This window comes from uncultured Cellulomonas sp. (assembly GCF_947494015.1).
Taxonomy (GTDB): domain Bacteria; phylum Actinomycetota; class Actinomycetes; order Actinomycetales; family Cellulomonadaceae; genus Pengzhenrongella.
The window spans coordinates 234,580-250,164 of the sequence record NZ_CANLTL010000001.1 but is presented as its reverse complement, the minus strand read 5'-3'; the positions used below and the strand labels follow the sequence as shown (position 1 = coordinate 250,164).

The following is a 15,585-nucleotide window of genomic DNA, read 5'->3' as shown; positions in this document are numbered from 1 at the left end:
ACCCCCCGGCCCCTCGGCGCAGGCCCCGATTCGGCGTGCACCGGCGGACCGGGTATCGTCTGCGCCGAGGTAGCGTGTCCGAGCGGCCTAAGGAGCACGCCTCGAAAGCGTGTGTGGGTGAAAGTCCACCGTGGGTTCAAATCCCACCGCTACCGCCACCGCGACGATGACTGCGGACATGGCCGACGGCTCGGACCTGACAGGTCCGGGCCGTCGTGCTGTCGCGGTCGCGCTCGCTGCGCCGCCTACGCGTCTCCGCGCGTCCGACGACCGCGTGGCCACCGCGCGGTGGTCTCCCGCCCGGCACGGGCGCGGGGCAGCGCCAGACCGAGCAGGAGCCCCGCGGTCGCCAGGGCGAGCACCCGCAGCCAGCCGGGCCCGGCGCCGTCGGACATGGCGCGGACGGCGAGCACGAGCAGCAGGACGGGCTGCACCACGAGCTGGGTGGACAGCGCCACCCGGCCCGCCCGCCCCAGCACCGCCCACTCGACCCGGCCGCCCCACGCGGCGTGCGCGGCCAGCGACAGCGCGCGCAGGGTCACGTCGAGCAGGAGCAGCACGGCCGCGAGCCGGACCGGGCCCGGGACGCCCAGCGCGTCGGCCGCACCCCCGCCGGTCGTGACCCGGTCCGGCCCGGTGAGGACCGCCAGTCCGGCGAGCAGCACGAGCGGACCGGCGATCGGCCATGCCGGGCGTGCCACGACCAGCACCGCAGCGGCCGCCGCGAGGACCCGCACCGCGTCGCCGGTACCGAGCAGGGCACCGAGGGCGAGGACCAGCGCGCCGGGGAGCAGGCGGAGTACCGCAGCGGGCAGCGCCGGACCCAGGCCCAGCCTGACGGGCGCGGTGCGGGTCCGGCGGACGACGGCGCCGCGCGCCGCCCGGAGCCCCGCACCGCGGGCGCCGACCCCGACTCCGCGTCCCGTGAGGCCGCCGAGCACCGACGGCCGCACCCGCAGCCGCGCTCCGCGCGCGTCCGCCCCGCTCATCCCCGGCCCCGCCGGGGACCGGCGTGCGCGGGTGCGCGGCGCGACCGGCGGGCGACCTCGAGCAGGTGGGTGGCGGCTGCGCCGTCGGCCCACCGGACGACGTCGATGCCCGCGGCGCGCACCGCAGCCAGCCGGTCCGTGCGGTCGATCAGGACCATGCGCAGGGCCAGCTCGACCCGAGGGTCGGTGGTCCGGCGGGGCTGCGGCAGCACGTCGACGGCCACGACGCGGTGACCGGTTCTCTGCCACGTCCGCGCCAGGTGCACGGGTTCGTCGTCGAAGAAGGTCGAGAACAGGTACACGAGGCTGCCGGCGGTGACCTGCGGCGCGCGCACGCGGTCCGGCGGGCGTCCCTGCGGCCGGATCAGCGCGAGCTGCTGGACCAGCCGGTCCAGCTGTCGCCGCCCGGTGCCGACCCGCAGCGTGCGGCGCCGCACGCCCAGGTCCTCCATGCCGACCCGGTCACCGAGCGACAGGTGACCTTCGGCGACCGAGGCGGCCGCCTGGCGGGCGAGGTCCGCCGACGTCGAGTCGTCGGGCCGCGCCGGCTGGGTGCCGCCCCAGGTGGCCGGGTCGGGGCCGAGGTCGTCGCGGGAGTCGACGACCAGCGTCACCGTCGCCTCCGCGAGCGCGAGGGTCCGGCGCACGTACAGCTGCTCCAGGGCGGGGGCCCGGCGGGCGGTCACCCGCCAGTCGACCCGCCGGGGTGGGTCCCCGGGGCCGAGCGGGTGCACGTCACGCAGGTCGCCGCCGTCGCCCGGGCGCCGCGAGCGGTGCTGGCCGGTCGAGCCGCGCAGCCGCGGTGGCAGCGGCAGCTCGGCCAGCCCCCGTCCGCGCGGCAGGACGACGGCCTCGCCGGCCGGGGCCTCGCGGACCGGTCCGGTGTGCTGACCGGCGCCGGCCACGGCCTGCAGCTGCGCCCGGAACAACCGCTGGCGACCGGTCCGGACGGACGCCACCCTGACCTCCAGCGTCCGGCTCCCGGCCACGGCCACGAGCGCCTCGCCCGCCCGGTACCCCGGCCGGTCCACCCGGACCCGGACCGCGTCGGCCCCGGACGGGACCCCGAGGTGCAGGTCGGCGCGCAGGGACCCGGGCGGCCCGTCGGGCTCCACGACCTGGTCGACCCGTGCGGTGACGTCTGCCGGGCCGCCGCGTCGGCCACCGACCACCACCAGGACGGCGAGCGCGCCGACCAGCGCCAGGTCCGGGCGGCCGACGAGCGCAGCGACCACGAGCAGGACCACGCCCGCCCGGCCGGTCCACGCCGGTCCGCCGGAGGCGCCCCACCCGCCGCCGGGGGACGTGGTGCGCGACCCGGTGCGCGGGTCCGGCGTCGGCTGGTCCGTCACGCCGGTCACCGGGTCACCCGGCCGCCGGGACGGTCGCCGGGCCGGCGACCTCGGCCAGCACCTGGCGCACGACGTCCTCGGCCGCGACGCCGGCCGCCCACGCCGCGGGGGTCAGGGTGAGGCGGTGGGCGAGGGCCGGCACCGCGACCTCCTTGACGTCCTCGGGGGTCGCGAAGCGCCGGCCGGAGAGCACGGCGAGCGCGCGGGAGACGAGCAGCAGCGACTGCGAGCCGCGCGGCGACGCCCCGACGTCCACGGCCCGGTGGGCGCGGGTGGCGGCCGCGAGGTCCACGCAGTAGCGGGCGACGTCCGGGTCGACCTGGACCGCCTCCACGCCGGCCTGCATGCCCAGCACGGTGGCGGCGTCGACCACGCGCCGCACCGGCGCCGCCTCCTCGCGGCGCGCCACCCGGCGCAGCAGCACGTCGGTCTCGGCGTCGCGGTCCGGATGGCCGACGGCGAGCCGGACCAGGAACCGGTCGAGCTGCGCCTCGGGCAGCGGGTACGTGCCCTCGTACTCCACCGAATTGGAGGTGGCGACGACGTGGAACGGCGCGGGCAGCGGGTAGGTGGTGCCGTCGGCGGTCACCTGACGCTCGGCCATGGCCTCCAGCAGCGCGGACTGGGTCTTGGGGGCGGTGCGGTTGATCTCGTCGGCCAGCAGCAGCCCGGTGAACACCGGACCGGGCGCGAACCGGAACCGTGCCTCGCCCGGGTCCCACACCGAGGACCCGGTGATGTCCGACGGCAGCAGGTCGGGGGTGCACTGCACCCGGCGGAAGTCGAGGCCGAGCGCGGTGGCGAGGCTGCGGGCGGCGAGCGTCTTGCCGAGCCCGGGCACGTCCTCGAAGAGCACGTGCCCACCCGCGAGCACGGCGGCCAGCGCGGTCCGCAGCGCCGCCTGCATGCCGACGACGGCGGTCCCCACCTCGGCCAGGATCGCCTCGGCGAGCCGGGCGACCTCGGCCGGCGGCAGTGCGGCCGCCGGCCGGCCGGCCGGCGTCGGTGCGGTCGGAGCCGTCGGTGCGGTGGACCCGTGCGGCTCCCGGTCGCTCGACGGGTGGGCGGGCTGGCTGGTCATCGGCGCCTCTCGGGGTGGTCGGGGTCCAGTCGTTCGACGGCGTCGATGCAGTGCGCGACGTCGCGCAGCGTCGGCAGGTCACCGCGGCCGGTGAGCACGGCCCAGGCGCGGTCACCCAGCAGGGCGCGCGCCCGGGCGTCGTCGCCCGGGTGGGTCCCGGTGCGCGCGAGCAGGTATCCCCGGCCGTCGTCGAGGGCGATGCCGGTGGCCGCCAGGCGTCGACCGGCCTGTCGGCGCAGGTGCCGCAGGGCGCTCTCCGACACCTTGCCGTCGCGGCCCGCGAAGCCCCACATCAGCGTGGAGACCGCCGAGCGGGCGCCGTCGGGCTCGTCCGGCGGGGGTGGTCGCCACCGGTGCTCCGTCTCGTCATCGAGCGTGCGCCCGACGGTCGTGAGCACCGCGGTGACCACGCCCACGACGACGGCGTCGACGGGCCGCAGCCCGACCGTCCAGACCCCGAGCGCGACCGCCGCGCCCACCGTGACGGCGACGAGCGCGTGCCGGGCCGTCATCCCGAGCCGCCCCAGCGGGTGGGCGGGGCCCCCGGGGACGCGGCGAGGGTGCTGACCAGCGCACCGGCGGCCCGCTCGGCGTCGTCGGCGTCGGCGGCGGACAGCGGGACGTCGTCGAAGCGGGCCCGCAGGTAGAGCGTGAGCAGCGTGCGGGCCGCGACGCCGTCGGCGGCGGTCCGGTCCAGGACCTGGACGGTGAACTCCGTGGGGGTGGCCGACGGCAGCCGCGCCATCCCGGACCGACCGGCCGCCTCCTCGAGTGCGACCCACGCGGCGATGACACCCTCCGCGGGTCCCGCCGCGGCCCGCAGGCCCCGCTGAGCCGCCCGCGCGCCCTCCTCGAGCACGCGCGCGTCCGGCAGGGGCTCGTCCGCCGCCACGGCCACCGCAGGGCCCGGGTCGGTGGGTGCCTGGGCCGGCTCCGGCGGCCGCAGGGCACGCCACCGGGCCAGCAGCCACCGCGCGACCAGCGCAGCCAGCACGACGGCCACCGCCATGGCGAGCGCCGGCCCGACCCATGCCAGGTCCACCGGCTCGCGGACGGGGAGCTCGCCCACCGGCCGAGGGGTGGGGACGGCGGTCGGGGCCGGCACGGACGGCAGCGGCGCCGCCACTCGGGCGTCCCCGGCACCGATCCCCTGCGGCTGCCAGGGGCCCACCACGGCCGCCGTGAGCACGCACGCCGCAGCCAGCACCACCGCGCTCGGCCACCGGCCCCCGTCGGCGAGCCGCCCGACGCCGTCGGGGAGGCTGCGGCGGCGGAGCATGGGTGCACGCTACGCCAGGCCACCGACACCGCCGCGGCAGCGCCGGCGTCACCAGCACGGGCGGTTCGGCACGCCCGTGCCGGTGCCCGCGATCAGACGACGCCGAGCGCGAGCATCGCGTCGGCGACCCGCAGGAAGCCGGCGATGTTCGCGCCGACGACGTAGTTGCCCGGCATCCCGTACTCCTCGGCCGTCTGCGCGCAGCGGTCGTGGATGCCGACCATGATCTCGGCGAGCCGGTCCTCGGTGTGCTCGAAGCTCCAGAGGTCACGCGAGGCGTTCTGCTGCATCTCCAGCGCCGACGTCGCCACGCCGCCGGCGTTGGCCGCCTTGCCCGGACCGAAGAGCACCCCGCCGCGGTGCAGGGTCGCCGCGGCGTCCGGGGTCGCCGGCATGTTGGCGCCCTCGGCGACGGCGACGACGCCGTTGCGCAGCAGCGTGCGGGCGTCGGCCTCGGTGAGCTCGTTCTGGGTCGCGCACGGCAGCGCGACGTCGACCGGCACGTCCCAGACCGATCCGTCGGTGACCAGGCGCGCGGAGGGCCGGCGGGCGACGTAGTCCGCGGCCCGACCGCGCTGCACCTCCTTGACGTCCCGCAGCAGCTCCAGGTCGACCCCGGCGTCGTCCACCACGTAGCCGGAGGAGTCGGAGAAGGTGACCGCACGGGCACCGAGGTGCTGCGCCTTGGCGATGGCGTAGGTCGCGACGTTCCCCGCGCCGGACACCGACACGCGCAGCCCGTCCAACGACATGCCGCGGGTGGCCAGCATCTGCTCGGTGAACAGCACGGTGCCGTAGCCGGTGGCCTCGGTGCGCACGAGGGACCCGCCCCAGGTCACGGCCTTGCCGGTGAGCACGCCGGACTCGTACCGGTTGGTGATGCGCTTGTACTGGCCGAACAGGTAGCCGATCTCGCGTCCGCCGACGCCGATGTCCCCGGCGGGCACGTCGGTGTGCTCCCCGATGTGCCGGTACAGCTCGGTCATGAAGGACTGGCAGAAGCGCATGACCTCGGCGTCGGAGCGGCCCCGCGGGTCGAAGTCGGAGCCGCCCTTGCCGCCGCCGATCGGCATGCCGGTCAGCGCGTTCTTGAAGATCTGCTCGAAGCCGAGGAACTTCACGATCCCCAGGTACACCGACGGGTGGAAGCGCAGCCCGCCCTTGTAGGGGCCGAGGGCCGAGTTGTACTCGACCCGGAAGCCGCGGTTGATCTGCACCCGGCCGGCGTCGTCGACCCACGGCACCCGGAAGATGATCTGCCGCTCGGGCTCGCAGATCCGCTCCAGCACGCCGGCGTCCGCGTACTGCGGGTGCTTGGCCAGCACGGGGCCGAGGCTGTCGAACACCTCCCGCACCGCCTGGTGGAACTCCTGCTCGCCGGGGTTGCGGCGCAGGACCTCCTCGAGCACGGGGGTGAGCGACGTGTCCATGGGGTGGGCCTCCTGGGGGCGTGGGCGAGGGCGTGGGCGAGGGTGGGCGGACGGACGTGGGCGTGGACGCGGGCGTGGGAGCCGGTGTGCGACCCGGTGCCCGTCCGGCGGTCGCCGTCGTGCCGGCCGACGCGCGTCGTCACGGTAGCCGCCGATGGCGGGGCAGACGGTAGCCGCCGGTGGCGGGGCAGGCCGCGCGCCGCGACCACTTGCGGACGGGCCCCCGTCGCCGATAGGGGCGGGTGTGCTGCCGCTGAACCCGCCGTCCCCGAACGCCTGGAGCCCCGCGCGAGCCGTTCCGTCCGCGGCGCTCGTGCTCGCGGGCGTGCTCGCGCTCGCCGGCTGCTCGACGTTCGCGGCCGCGACGCCGGCGCCGCCACGGGCGCCGGTGTGCGCGGTCCCGCGGGCCGCCGACGTCGTGCCGCCCGACGGCATCCTGCTCGGGGTCAACCTGGACTGGGGCCGGCAGACACTCGCGGAGTACGCCGGGGCGATCGGTCGCGGCCCCGCGGTCGCGGTGCACTTCAGCGACGTGCCGCTCAGCCCCGCCGACGTCACCGACGTGGTGGCCGCCGGTGAGCAGGTGCGCGCCGACGGGGGAGTCCTGCTGCTCACCCTGGAGCCGACGGACGGCCTGGCCGCCGTCACGCCCGACGTCGTGGACGACGTCGTGGACCTGCTGTCCTCGATCAACCGCACGGGTGTGCCGGTGGTGCTGCGGTTCGCGCACGAGATGAACGGGTCCTGGTACACCTGGGGACAGCAGCCCGCCGCCTTCGTCGCGACGTTCCGGGCGCTCGCCGTGGCCGTCCGTGCCGGGGCCCCCGGGACGGCGATGATGTGGGCCCCGAACTACGGCGGTGGGTACCCGTTCACGGGCGGTCCGTCGGCCGCCGTCGCCGGATCGGCCGACCACGCCGCCCTGGACAGCGACGGCGACGGGGTGCTGACCCTCGCCGACGACCCGTACGCGCCGTACTACCCCGGCGACGACGTCGTGGACTGGGTCGGCATGTCGCTGTACCACTGGGGGTCGGCGCACCCGTGGGGTGAGAACGAGCTGCCCGAGCCGGGCAAGTTCGCCGCCCAGCTGACCGGCACCTACGTCGGCGACGGCGGGGACGACACCGCCCTGCCGGACTTCTACTCGGTGTACGGCGTCGAGCACGGCAAGCCGGTCGCCGTGCCGGAGACGGCGGCGCTCGTGGTGCCGGGTGACGACCTGACCGCGCCGGCCGAGCTGGCGATCAAGCAGGCGTGGTGGCGGCAGGTCCTGTCGCCGCAGACGGCCGAGCAGTTCCCGCAGCTGCGGATGGTCAACTGGTTCGAGTGGGACAAGCACGAGCCGGAGATCGGTGCCACGGTCCGCTGGAGCGTGGCGGGTGACCCGGTGACCCGGGACGCCTTCGTCGCCGACCTGCCGGCGTGGGCGCGGTTCGCCGAGCCGCCGGCGCCGTGCCGGGTGGCCGACGACGCCTGACCGCTCGCCGGCCCGCCGACCGGGCGCCGAGGCCGGTGCGGGTCCCCGCGGTTAGCCTGACGTGACCGGTCCTGGGCCGGTGCCGTCTCACCGCCGAACCTCCGGGAGCACCATGACCGCGACCCCCGTCGGCTCCCGCCGCTCCGCGCTGCCGTCCCGCCTGCCGCTCGCCTCGCGCCTGGACACCGCGCGGGTGATGGGCTCGGTGGTCGCCCCGATCCTGGCGCGCGGGGTGATCATCCGGCGTCCGGGCATGCTCGAGGTCGCGCAGCGCCTCGACGCGGACCGTCGCGCCGTCGGCCTGCTCCAGCGCCTGCACGACCGCTACGGTCCCGGGCCGCTGAGGTTGCGCATCCCCGGCCGCGCCATGGTCGTCCTCCTCGCGCCGCAGCACGTGCAGCGGGTGCTCGCCCAGTCCCCCGTGCCGTTCAGCCCCGCGACGAAGGAGAAGCGGGCCGCGCTGGCCCACTTCCAGCCGCACGGGGTGCTCATCTCCAGCGGCCGCGCGCGCACGGAGCGGCGGCGGTTCAACGAGCGCGCGCTGGACACACCCCACGCGGTGCACCGCGGCGCCGACCCGGTCGCCAAGGTCCACGAGGAGGTCTGCGACCTGCTCGTGCGGGTCGGTCCGGACGCCCTGACGTGGGACGCGTTCACCGTGACGTGGTGGCGCGCCGTGCGCCGCGTCGTGCTGGGTGACGGCGCACGCGACGACGAGCGCCTCAGCGACGACCTGACCCGCCTGCGAGCCGCCGCGAACTGGGCCTTCCTGCACCCCCGGCGCAGGCGTCTGCGCCGCCGGTTCGAGCGCCGCCTCGTGCGTCACCTCGAGCGGGCCGAGCCCGGCAGCCTGGCCGGCGTGATGGCCGGCACCCCGACCACCGGCCGCACCCGACCGGAGCAGCAGGTACCGCAGTGGCTGTTCGCCTTCGACGCCGGCTCATGGGCGACCTTCCGGGCGCTCGCGCTGCTGGCCACGCACCCCGAGGAGCTCGCGCGCGCCCGCGCCGAGATCGCCGGACGGGACCTGAGCCGTCCGCAGGACCTGCCGTTCCTGCGCGCCTGCGTCCAGGAGTCGCTGCGCCTGTGGCCGACGACGCCCGCCGTGCTGCGCGAGACCACCGAGCCCACCAGGTGGGAGGGCGGCCCGATGCCGTCCGGCACGTCGGTGCTGACCTACGCCCCGTTCTTCCACCGCAACGACGCGTTGCCGTACGCGGACCGGTTCACGCCGGACCTCTGGCTGGAGCCGCGCTCGACCCAGGACTGGCCCCTGATCCCGTTCAGCGCCGGGCCGGCCGAGTGCCCGGGGCGCAACCTCGTCCTGCACGTGGCCAGCACCGTGCTCGCGGTGCTCCTCGCCGACCGTGACGTCACGCTGGACGATCCCGCGCGGGTGCGGGGCCGAGCGGGCGACGGGGAGCGTCTGCCCGGGACGCTGAGCCCCTTCGGGCTGATGTTCCGGCTGCCCCGCCTGTCACCCGGCGCCTGACCGCACGACGGGCGGGCGCGTCATCCCGCGCCTACCGTCGACCTGCCGCGCGACCTGCGCGCGACGTCGGCGAGGAGAGACCCATGCAGGCAGTGACCGTCCGGCCCGGCTCCGCGGGCACGCTCGAGGTCACCGAGGTCCCCGAGCCGGGACCGGAGCTGGGGGACCTGCTGGTGCAGGGCCTGGCGCTGGGCGTGTGCGGCACCGACCGGGAGATCGCCGACGGCGACTACGGGTTCGCGCCGGCCGGGCGCGACCTGCTGGTGCTCGGTCACGAGTCGCTCGGACGCGTGGTCGAGGCGCCGGACGGCAGCGGGTTCGCTGCCGGTGACCTGGTCGCGGGCGTGGTCCGCCGGCCCGACCCCGAGCCGTGCGGCGCGTGCGCCCGGGGACAGTTCGACATGTGCCGCAACGGCCGGTACACCGAGCGCGGCATCAAGGAGCTGGACGGGTACGGCAGCCGGACGTGGCGGGTCGAGAGCGAGTACGCCGTCCGGCTCGACCCGGCGCTCGAGCGGGCCGGCGTGCTGATGGAGCCGACCAGCGTCGTGGCCAAGGCCTGGGACCAGATCGAGAAGGTCGGCAACCGCGCCTGGTTCGAGCCCCGGCGGGTGGTGGTCACCGGCGCGGGGCCGATCGGTCTGCTCGCCGCGATGCTCGGCGTGCAGCGAGGGCTGGACGTGCACGTCGTCGACCTCGTGAGCGACGGCGTGAAGCCGCAGCTCGTCCGCGACCTGGGTGCGACCTACTCCAGCGACCCGGTCGCCGACGTGCTCGAGCGGGTCCGGCCCGACGTCGTCGTGGAGGCCACCGGCGCCAGCAGCGTCGTGCTGCCCAGCCTCGGTGGGACGTCGGCGTACGGGATCACGTGCCTGACCGGGGTCTCGACGGCGGGGCGGAGCACGTCGGTCGACGCCGGCGCCCTCAACCGCGACCTCGTCCTGGAGAACGACGTGGTGATCGGCTCGGTCAACGCCAACCTCGGCCACTACGCCGCGGCCGCCGCCGCGCTCGCTGCCGCGGACGGCGAGTGGCTGGGCCGGCTGATCACCCGCACGGTCCCCCTGGAGCGCGCGGCGGAGGCGTTCGACGCGGACGAGGACGACGTCAAGGTGGTCATCGACCTCACCCGCTGACGGTCGCGCGACCGACCGGCGGGCACCTCGGCGACCTCACTCGTCGTCGGCGGGCCCGTCGGCGAGCACGCGGTACAGGTCGCGGCGGGCGGTGTCGAGCACCGTCGCGGCGGCGGCGTTCTGGGCCGGCGTGCCGACCTTGGCGACCTGGCCGACGGCGTCCATGAGCCCGCGCAGCTGCCGGCGGACCGCCAGGGCCGAGGCGTGGTCGTGGTCGGGCGTGGACCAGGGCTCGCCGAGCGCGGCGCGCTGGTCCTCGACGTACTGCACGCCCTGCTCGGTGAGGGAGGCGACGCGCCGGCCCTCGACCTGCTCGATGCGCACGAGGCCCTCGTCCTCGAGGGCCTGCAGGGTCGGGTAGACCGAGCCCGGGCTCGGGGTCCAGGCGCCGGAGGTGCGGTCGGCGATCTCCTGGATGAGCTCGTACCCGTGGCGTGGCTGCTCGGCGAGCAGGAGCAGGACGGCGGACCGGACGTCGCCGCGGGCGCGCGGTCCGCGACCGCGACGACCGCCGGGGCCGCCGTGCCCGTGCGGGCCGCGCCGGGACGGTCCGAAGCCGCCGTCGGCGCCGGGACCCTGCATCCGGTAGCGCATCCCGTCGGCCGGGGGACCGGGGCGGGTGCGGGGGTGCGGGTGGTCGTGCTGGGGCCTCATGGGAAGACTCCTCTCCGTCTCGACAACACATCGACGATATATCGACAGCATGTCGCGGGCAAGGGGTCGCCGTGAGGGCGTGCCGCGGTCGGGGCGGCGGTCCGCGGCGGTTCGGGGTGGTGCGGGGTGGTGCGGGGCGCCGGTCCGGCGCCGGGGACGCGGCTGGCGTAGCGTCGTCCTTCGTGCCAGAGGGACACACCGTTCACCGGATCGCCCGGCAGTTCCGCGCGGACTTCGTCGGCGAGCGCATCGCCGCCAGCTCCCCGCAGGGGCGGTTCGCCGCGGGGGCCGCGCTGCTCGACGGCACCGCCCTGACCGAGGCCCGCGCGGTCGGCAAGCAGCTGTTCCTCGCCTTCGACACCGACCGCTGGCTGCGGGTGCATCTGGGGCTCTACGGCGCGTGGGACTTCCACGGGCAAATCTCGCCGATCGACGCCGGCGGCGCGGTCCGGGGCAGCCTCGGGGCACCCCGGGTCGCCCGGGCGCTGCGGATGGGGGAGGGTGAGCGGCCCGTCGACCCCGCCGACGGCGACTTCCCCCCGGCGCCCGTCGGCGCGGTCCGGGTGCGGCTGCTGACCGAGGCCAGCCTGGCGGACCTGCGCGGCCCGACGGCGTGCGAGGTGCTGGACGCCGACGCCGTCGCCGGGGTGATCGCGCGGCTGGGGCCCGACCCGGCGGCGGACGCCGGGCCGGAGGCCGAGACCGAGTTCGTCCGCCGGCTGACGTCCCGCGCGGTGCCGGTCGGCCAGCTGCTCATGGACCAGTCCGTGGTGGCCGGGATCGGCAACGTGTACCGCGCGGAGATGCTGTTCCGGGCCCGCCTCGAGCCGCACACGGTGGGGCGCCGCGTCCCCGGCGAGGTCGCCCGCGGGCTGTGGCGGGACTGGGTCGGCCTGCTCGACGACGGCATCGCGACCGGCGCGATGCTCACCCGGGACGAGGACGACCCTGCTGCGCGCGAGCGGGCGCTGGCCGACGTCGGAGAGCGGCACTGGGTCTACAAGCGCACGGGGGAGCCGTGCTACGTCTGCGGGACCGCGATCGCGGTGGAGACCATGGCGACACGCAACCTGTACTGGTGCCCGACCTGCCAGGTGGGCCCGTAGCGGCCGGCGCCCTCGGGTGCGACGCCCGGTACAACGATCGGCGCCCTCCGTTCGTCTGGGTGGTGAACGGTCGACGTGGCCGTGCACCACGACACCGACGGGAGGACGATGTCGCACCGTTCGAACGACGACGTGTTCGCGACCTTCGTCGACGAGCGCGGCTCCGCGCTGGTCGCCTACGCCTATCTGCTCACGGGCGAGCTCATGGCCGCGCAGGACCTCACCCAGGAGGCGCTGCTGAAGGTGTTCGTCCGCAGCCGCTCCGGCTCGGCGCCCGACGCCGCCGAGGCCTACGTGCGGCGCACCATCCTGCGCTTGTACATCGACGGCTACCGTCGGGGCCGGCTGTGGACGTCGCTGCGGCACCTGGTCACTCGGGACGACGCCGTCGAGGGACACGAGCTCGCCGCAGCCGACCGCATGGACCTGCGTGCCGCGCTGGCCACGCTGGCGCCCCAGGAGCGCGCCGCGATCGTCCTGCGCTTCTACGAGGACCTCACGGTCCCCGAGACCGCCGACCGCATGAACCTGGCCGCCGGCTCCGTCAAGCGGTACCTCAGCAACGCCGTCAGGAAGCTCGAGGCGCAACTGGGTCCCATACCGGACCTGCACCCCTCTGCGCGCACCGAGGCGTTCCTCGTCCAGCCTGCCACCCACGCCGCGAAGGACTGACCATGGACTACGACCTGCGTGACGGACTGCGGCGCCTCGGCGACGACCCGGCCGTCCGCACCACCCGCCTGCCCGTGGGGGCCCTGACGGCACAGCTGCGCCGTCGTCGGATCGCGCGCACCTCTTCCGGTGCCGTCGTGGGCACCGCCGCGGCGGTCGGGGTGCTCGTGGCCGGCGCCGCGGGCCTGGACCGGCTGGAGACCCGGCCTCCCGCCCCCGTGGCGGCCGCCACACCGACGACCTCCACCACGCCGTCACCGACGCCCGACCCGACCACGCCGGTCCGGCCGGCGCCGAGCCCGTCGTCGGTGGCGCCCGTCCCCACCCCCTCCCTCACCCCGACGCCGGTCCCACCCGAGCCGACGCCGTCGAGCACACCGCCCGCCCCGGTGCAGCCGGTGCCGCCGACCCCGCCCGCGGCCGCGACACCGTCCCACGGCGGCACGGCGTGGGGCGTCTACGTCGCGGTGATGACCACCCCGGACGACCCCGCCTGGCAGAGGGCGGGGACCCGGCTCGAGGAGATGGGGTACTTCCCGGGCGGCGGCGACATCAACTGCGACCGGGGCGCCGCCGAGGGGCTCGGGCTGGACGGCACGCAGGTCGTCCGCTCGGTGTACTTCACCTCCCGGGCCGACGCCCAGCTGTTCGTCGAGCTGTTCACCGACCGCTACGGGGACGACGTCGTCGGGGTCGTCGAGGTCACCACGCTCTGCCTGGACTGATGGCGCCGGGGGTCGCCCACGAGCGAGCGCCGACGGTGAACTCCTCGGACTCGCCACCGGACTGCCGGTCGACGGCGCCCTCCTTCACGACGACGACGATGCCCGGGTGGGTGTGCCAGCCGGAGAACGACCCGGGTGGGTACGTCAGGTCGTAGACCCGGACCTCCGTCGTGCCCTTCACCCGCAGCTCGACGTCGTCCTGGCGGCTGACGACGACGCCCCCGAGGTGTGGTGAGGCAGCAGTGGGGCCGACGTCGAACGCGGTCCGGTCATCGCGCAGGACCGGCACCAGCACCTCGCGCGGGCGGCGCAGGACGAGCCGAGATCCGACCTTGCTCCGCTCCGGCGTGGCGGTCGAGGACGGTGGACCACGTGCCGACACGCCCCGGGGCGCGGCGTCAGGCCTGCTCGGTGCGCAGCTGCTCGGCGAAGTGCCGTCCCGGTGCCGGGTCGACGCCGAAGGCTTCGGCGTAGCGCTCATGCGTCTGCGCCCATCCCCGGTGGGCGGCGTCCTCGCTGACGCGCTCTCCGGCGAGGTGGGGCTGGAGCCGGGAGAGGTAGCTGTGCCATCCGGCGGCGGTCTGCGCGGCGGCCGAGCGGTCGTCGAAGACGTGGACGAAGACCAGCCGACAGCCGTCGTCGTGCTCGGCGAGGTCGAAGGAGTACTCGGCGCCCGCGAAGGTCCATGCCAGGCGGTGGGGCGGGCGGGCCTCGGTGACCTGCCCGGTCATCCCGCCCACCTCGAAGTGCTCCCCGGTGGCCGGGGTCCACGGTGCGGCAGCGGGGAACCACAGGGCGAGCTCGGCCGGGACGCTGACCGCCTGCCACACGCGGTGGACGGAGTGCGGCAGGACGCGCTCGAAGCGGAGCGCGGGCCGGCCGTCGATGGTCAGCAGGGTGCCGTCGGTCATGAGTCCTCCAGGGCGGGTGTGTCGGGGTGGCTGTCGAGGTGGCGCTGGAGGTCGTCCAGGCGAGCGGCCCACAGCATCCGGTAGGGCTCCAGCCAGTCCGCGATCTCGACCAACGGCTCGGTGCGCAGCGCGTACAGACGCTGCTGGCCGTGGCTGCGCGAGGCGACCAGGCCCGCCTCGCGCAGCACCCTGAGGTGCTTGGAGACGCCGGGCTGGCTGAGTCCCAGGTGCTCGACGAGGTCGTTGACGGGGCGCTCACCGGTGCGCAGGAGCTCGAGGATGTGGCGCCGGTGGGGATCGGCCAGAGCGGTGTAGGTGCTCATGGAACCGAGCATCGCCGAACGGGCATATGTCCGTCAAGCAATATGAGGGGAGACCTAGACCCCCAGCAGCCGGCGCCACGCCCGGTGGGCCTTGACCGCGACGCCGCCGAAGCCCGGGACACCCGCGAGCGCGGCCGCGACGGTCCCGCACTCGCGGATGAGCGCGACCGGGCCCTCGTCGAAGAAGGTGTGCTCCGAGCCGCCCGCGAGCTCGGGCGTGTCCGCCTGCACCCCGACCGTGAACGGCCGCCCGGCCGCGACCAGCGCGTCGACCGCCGGCGCGGCCCGCTCCAGGACGCCGTCGGGCCCCTCGGCATGCGCGGCGGGCGCGGCCAGCGCGACCGCGCCGACCGACCCGAGCAACGGGTCCAGCAGCGAGCGGCCGTCGTCGGTGGTCGTGGTCGCGAACCACCAGGGCACGCACACGTCGACGGGCAGCGAGCCGGCCACGTCCGAGACGGCCACGACGGCGTCGGCGGTGGCGGCGCCGACGTCGGCGGCCGTGCGTCCCTCGCCCGGGCCGGCCCACGGCACGACGGCGACCTGCAGCCGGTCGAACGGTGCGAGGGCGGTCACGGCGTCGACCCAGTGCGGTGTCGCCGCGCGGGCGCCGGCGACCGCGCTGACCGTCACGCCGGCGTCGTGCAGCGCGGTGACGGCCTCCGCCAGCCACGCGTCGACCGGCCCGCGGGCCGGGCCCGACGAACCGGACCGGGCCGTCGGCAGGGCCGGTGGGAGCGTCGGCGCGAGCACGTAGACGTGCTGCAGGCCCCCGGCACGGGCGAACGCGGCGAGCCGGTCCGCCGCGGCCGGCGCGTACCCGCGGCCGCGCGCGTCGAGCGCCGGGTCGACGGGGTTGTCCCACGCCCACATCGCGGTGATCGCCGGGCGGGGCTGCTCAGTCATGCCCCGATCCTGCCTGTCCCGCGCCGGCCGTGCGCCCCGGCCGCGCCGC

General features: G+C 76.3%; 17 protein-coding genes and 1 tRNA gene. 7 read left to right on the top strand and 11 right to left on the bottom strand.

All coding sequences use genetic code 11. The features are described from left to right. The first annotated feature begins 68 nt into the window (after window positions 1–68). Window positions 69–158: transfer RNA gene (locus tag Q0840_RS01105), tRNA-Ser, on the top strand. A gap of 87 nt (window positions 159–245) precedes the next feature. Here the strand turns inward: Q0840_RS01105 and Q0840_RS01100 are convergent. The 6 genes from Q0840_RS01100 to gdhA form a co-directional block, all read right to left on the bottom strand. Next, window positions 246–989 carry a hypothetical protein gene (locus Q0840_RS01100; RefSeq protein WP_298455059.1) on the bottom strand — a complete coding sequence of 248 codons (744 nt, stop codon included), beginning with the start codon at window positions 987–989 and terminating at the stop codon, window positions 246–248. Then, window positions 986–2,341, bottom strand: coding sequence for a DUF58 domain-containing protein (locus Q0840_RS01095; protein WP_298455053.1), 1,356 nt, complete (start codon window positions 2,339–2,341; stop codon window positions 986–988). The genes Q0840_RS01100 and Q0840_RS01095 overlap by 4 nt, the downstream gene beginning before the upstream one ends. 13 nt (window positions 2,342–2,354) lie before the next feature. Then, window positions 2,355–3,422, bottom strand: a complete 1,068-nt coding sequence (locus tag Q0840_RS01090) for a MoxR family ATPase (RefSeq protein ID WP_298455050.1) — start codon at window positions 3,420–3,422, stop codon at window positions 2,355–2,357. Continuing rightward, window positions 3,419–3,934 carry a hypothetical protein gene (locus Q0840_RS01085; RefSeq protein WP_298455047.1) on the bottom strand — a complete coding sequence of 172 codons (516 nt, stop codon included), beginning with the start codon at window positions 3,932–3,934 and terminating at the stop codon, window positions 3,419–3,421. The genes Q0840_RS01090 and Q0840_RS01085 overlap by 4 nt, the downstream gene beginning before the upstream one ends. Beyond that, entirely contained in the window at window positions 3,931–4,701 is a 771-nt protein-coding gene (locus Q0840_RS01080; protein WP_298455045.1) for a DUF4129 domain-containing protein, read from the bottom strand. Before Q0840_RS01080 ends, Q0840_RS01085 begins: the two co-directional genes overlap by 4 nt. 92 nt (window positions 4,702–4,793) lie before the next feature. Next, a complete protein-coding gene (gene gdhA / locus Q0840_RS01075) occupies window positions 4,794–6,131 on the bottom strand; it encodes an NADP-specific glutamate dehydrogenase (protein ID WP_298455042.1) in 1,338 nt (445 codons plus the stop codon). Window positions 6,132–6,375: 244 nt separating this feature from the next. Between gdhA and Q0840_RS01070 the strand changes: the two genes are divergently transcribed. The 3 genes from Q0840_RS01070 (at window position 6,376) to Q0840_RS01060 (ending at window position 10,239) form a co-directional block, all read left to right on the top strand. Beyond that, a complete protein-coding gene (locus Q0840_RS01070) occupies window positions 6,376–7,611 on the top strand; it encodes a glycoside hydrolase family 26 protein (protein WP_298455040.1) in 1,236 nt (411 codons plus the stop codon). A gap of 112 nt (window positions 7,612–7,723) precedes the next feature. Continuing rightward, window positions 7,724–9,103 carry a cytochrome P450 gene (locus tag Q0840_RS01065; protein WP_298455038.1) on the top strand — a complete coding sequence of 460 codons (1,380 nt, stop codon included), beginning with the start codon at window positions 7,724–7,726 and terminating at the stop codon, window positions 9,101–9,103. Between the two features lie 83 nt (window positions 9,104–9,186). After that, window positions 9,187–10,239, top strand: coding sequence for a glucose 1-dehydrogenase (locus tag Q0840_RS01060; protein ID WP_298455035.1), 1,053 nt, complete (start codon window positions 9,187–9,189; stop codon window positions 10,237–10,239). A gap of 36 nt (window positions 10,240–10,275) precedes the next feature. On the opposite strand, the gene Q0840_RS01055 is transcribed toward Q0840_RS01060, so the two are convergent. Continuing rightward, on the bottom strand, window positions 10,276–10,893 hold the full coding sequence (locus Q0840_RS01055; protein WP_298455032.1) for a PadR family transcriptional regulator: 618 nt from the start codon (window positions 10,891–10,893) through the stop codon (window positions 10,276–10,278). Between the two features lie 182 nt (window positions 10,894–11,075). Between Q0840_RS01055 and Q0840_RS01050 the strand changes: the two genes are divergently transcribed. The 3 genes from Q0840_RS01050 to Q0840_RS01040 all read left to right on the top strand — a co-directional run bounded on the left by Q0840_RS01050 (window position 11,076) and on the right by Q0840_RS01040 (window position 13,396). Further along, window positions 11,076–11,999, top strand: a complete 924-nt coding sequence (locus Q0840_RS01050) for an Fpg/Nei family DNA glycosylase (RefSeq protein WP_298455030.1) — start codon at window positions 11,076–11,078, stop codon at window positions 11,997–11,999. Between the two features lie 108 nt (window positions 12,000–12,107). Next, a complete protein-coding gene (locus Q0840_RS01045; RefSeq protein WP_298455027.1) occupies window positions 12,108–12,671 on the top strand; it encodes a sigma-70 family RNA polymerase sigma factor in 564 nt (187 codons plus the stop codon). 2 nt (window positions 12,672–12,673) lie between these two features. Further along, window positions 12,674–13,396, top strand: coding sequence for a hypothetical protein (locus Q0840_RS01040; RefSeq protein ID WP_298455025.1), 723 nt, complete (start codon window positions 12,674–12,676; stop codon window positions 13,394–13,396). Here Q0840_RS01040 and Q0840_RS01035 read toward each other — a convergent pair. From Q0840_RS01035 to Q0840_RS01020, 4 genes are read right to left on the bottom strand one after another with little or no spacing between them, the layout of a single operon-like run. Next, window positions 13,374–13,778, bottom strand: coding sequence for a cupin domain-containing protein (locus Q0840_RS01035; protein WP_298455023.1), 405 nt, complete (start codon window positions 13,776–13,778; stop codon window positions 13,374–13,376). The genes Q0840_RS01040 and Q0840_RS01035 overlap by 23 nt on opposite strands. Window positions 13,779–13,794: 16 nt before the next feature. Further along, the gene (locus Q0840_RS01030) at window positions 13,795–14,307 is read right to left on the bottom strand and encodes an SRPBCC domain-containing protein (protein WP_298455020.1); all 513 of its coding nucleotides are present in this window, start codon (window positions 14,305–14,307) and stop codon (window positions 13,795–13,797) included. Further along, on the bottom strand, window positions 14,304–14,630 hold the full coding sequence (locus Q0840_RS01025; RefSeq protein ID WP_298455017.1) for a helix-turn-helix transcriptional regulator: 327 nt from the start codon (window positions 14,628–14,630) through the stop codon (window positions 14,304–14,306). The genes Q0840_RS01030 and Q0840_RS01025 overlap by 4 nt, the downstream gene beginning before the upstream one ends. Window positions 14,631–14,684: 54 nt before the next feature. Then, window positions 14,685–15,536 (bottom strand): hypothetical protein, encoded by an 852-nt coding sequence (locus Q0840_RS01020; protein ID WP_298455014.1) that lies wholly within the window; start codon window positions 15,534–15,536, stop codon window positions 14,685–14,687. Window positions 15,537–15,585 lie beyond the last annotated feature (49 nt).

Coding starts and splice junctions, on each gene's coding strand:
- Q0840_RS01100 (WP_298455059.1), bottom strand. CDS start 989: ATGAGCGGGGCGGACGCGCGCGGAGCGCGGCTGCGGGTGCGGCCGTCG.
- Q0840_RS01090 (WP_298455050.1), bottom strand. CDS start 3,422: ATGACCAGCCAGCCCGCCCACCCGTCGAGCGACCGGGAGCCGCACGGG.
- Q0840_RS01085 (WP_298455047.1), bottom strand. CDS start 3,934: ATGACGGCCCGGCACGCGCTCGTCGCCGTCACGGTGGGCGCGGCGGTC.
- Q0840_RS01080 (WP_298455045.1), bottom strand. CDS start 4,701: ATGCTCCGCCGCCGCAGCCTCCCCGACGGCGTCGGGCGGCTCGCCGAC.
- gdhA (WP_298455042.1), bottom strand. CDS start 6,131: ATGGACACGTCGCTCACCCCCGTGCTCGAGGAGGTCCTGCGCCGCAAC.
- Q0840_RS01065 (WP_298455038.1), top strand. CDS start 7,724: ATGACCGCGACCCCCGTCGGCTCCCGCCGCTCCGCGCTGCCGTCCCGC.
- Q0840_RS01060 (WP_298455035.1), top strand. CDS start 9,187: ATGCAGGCAGTGACCGTCCGGCCCGGCTCCGCGGGCACGCTCGAGGTC.
- Q0840_RS01055 (WP_298455032.1), bottom strand. CDS start 10,893: ATGAGGCCCCAGCACGACCACCCGCACCCCCGCACCCGCCCCGGTCCC.
- Q0840_RS01045 (WP_298455027.1), top strand. CDS start 12,108: ATGTCGCACCGTTCGAACGACGACGTGTTCGCGACCTTCGTCGACGAG.
- Q0840_RS01040 (WP_298455025.1), top strand. CDS start 12,674: ATGGACTACGACCTGCGTGACGGACTGCGGCGCCTCGGCGACGACCCG.
- Q0840_RS01030 (WP_298455020.1), bottom strand. CDS start 14,307: ATGACCGACGGCACCCTGCTGACCATCGACGGCCGGCCCGCGCTCCGC.
- Q0840_RS01025 (WP_298455017.1), bottom strand. CDS start 14,630: ATGAGCACCTACACCGCTCTGGCCGATCCCCACCGGCGCCACATCCTC.
- Q0840_RS01020 (WP_298455014.1), bottom strand. CDS start 15,536: ATGACTGAGCAGCCCCGCCCGGCGATCACCGCGATGTGGGCGTGGGAC.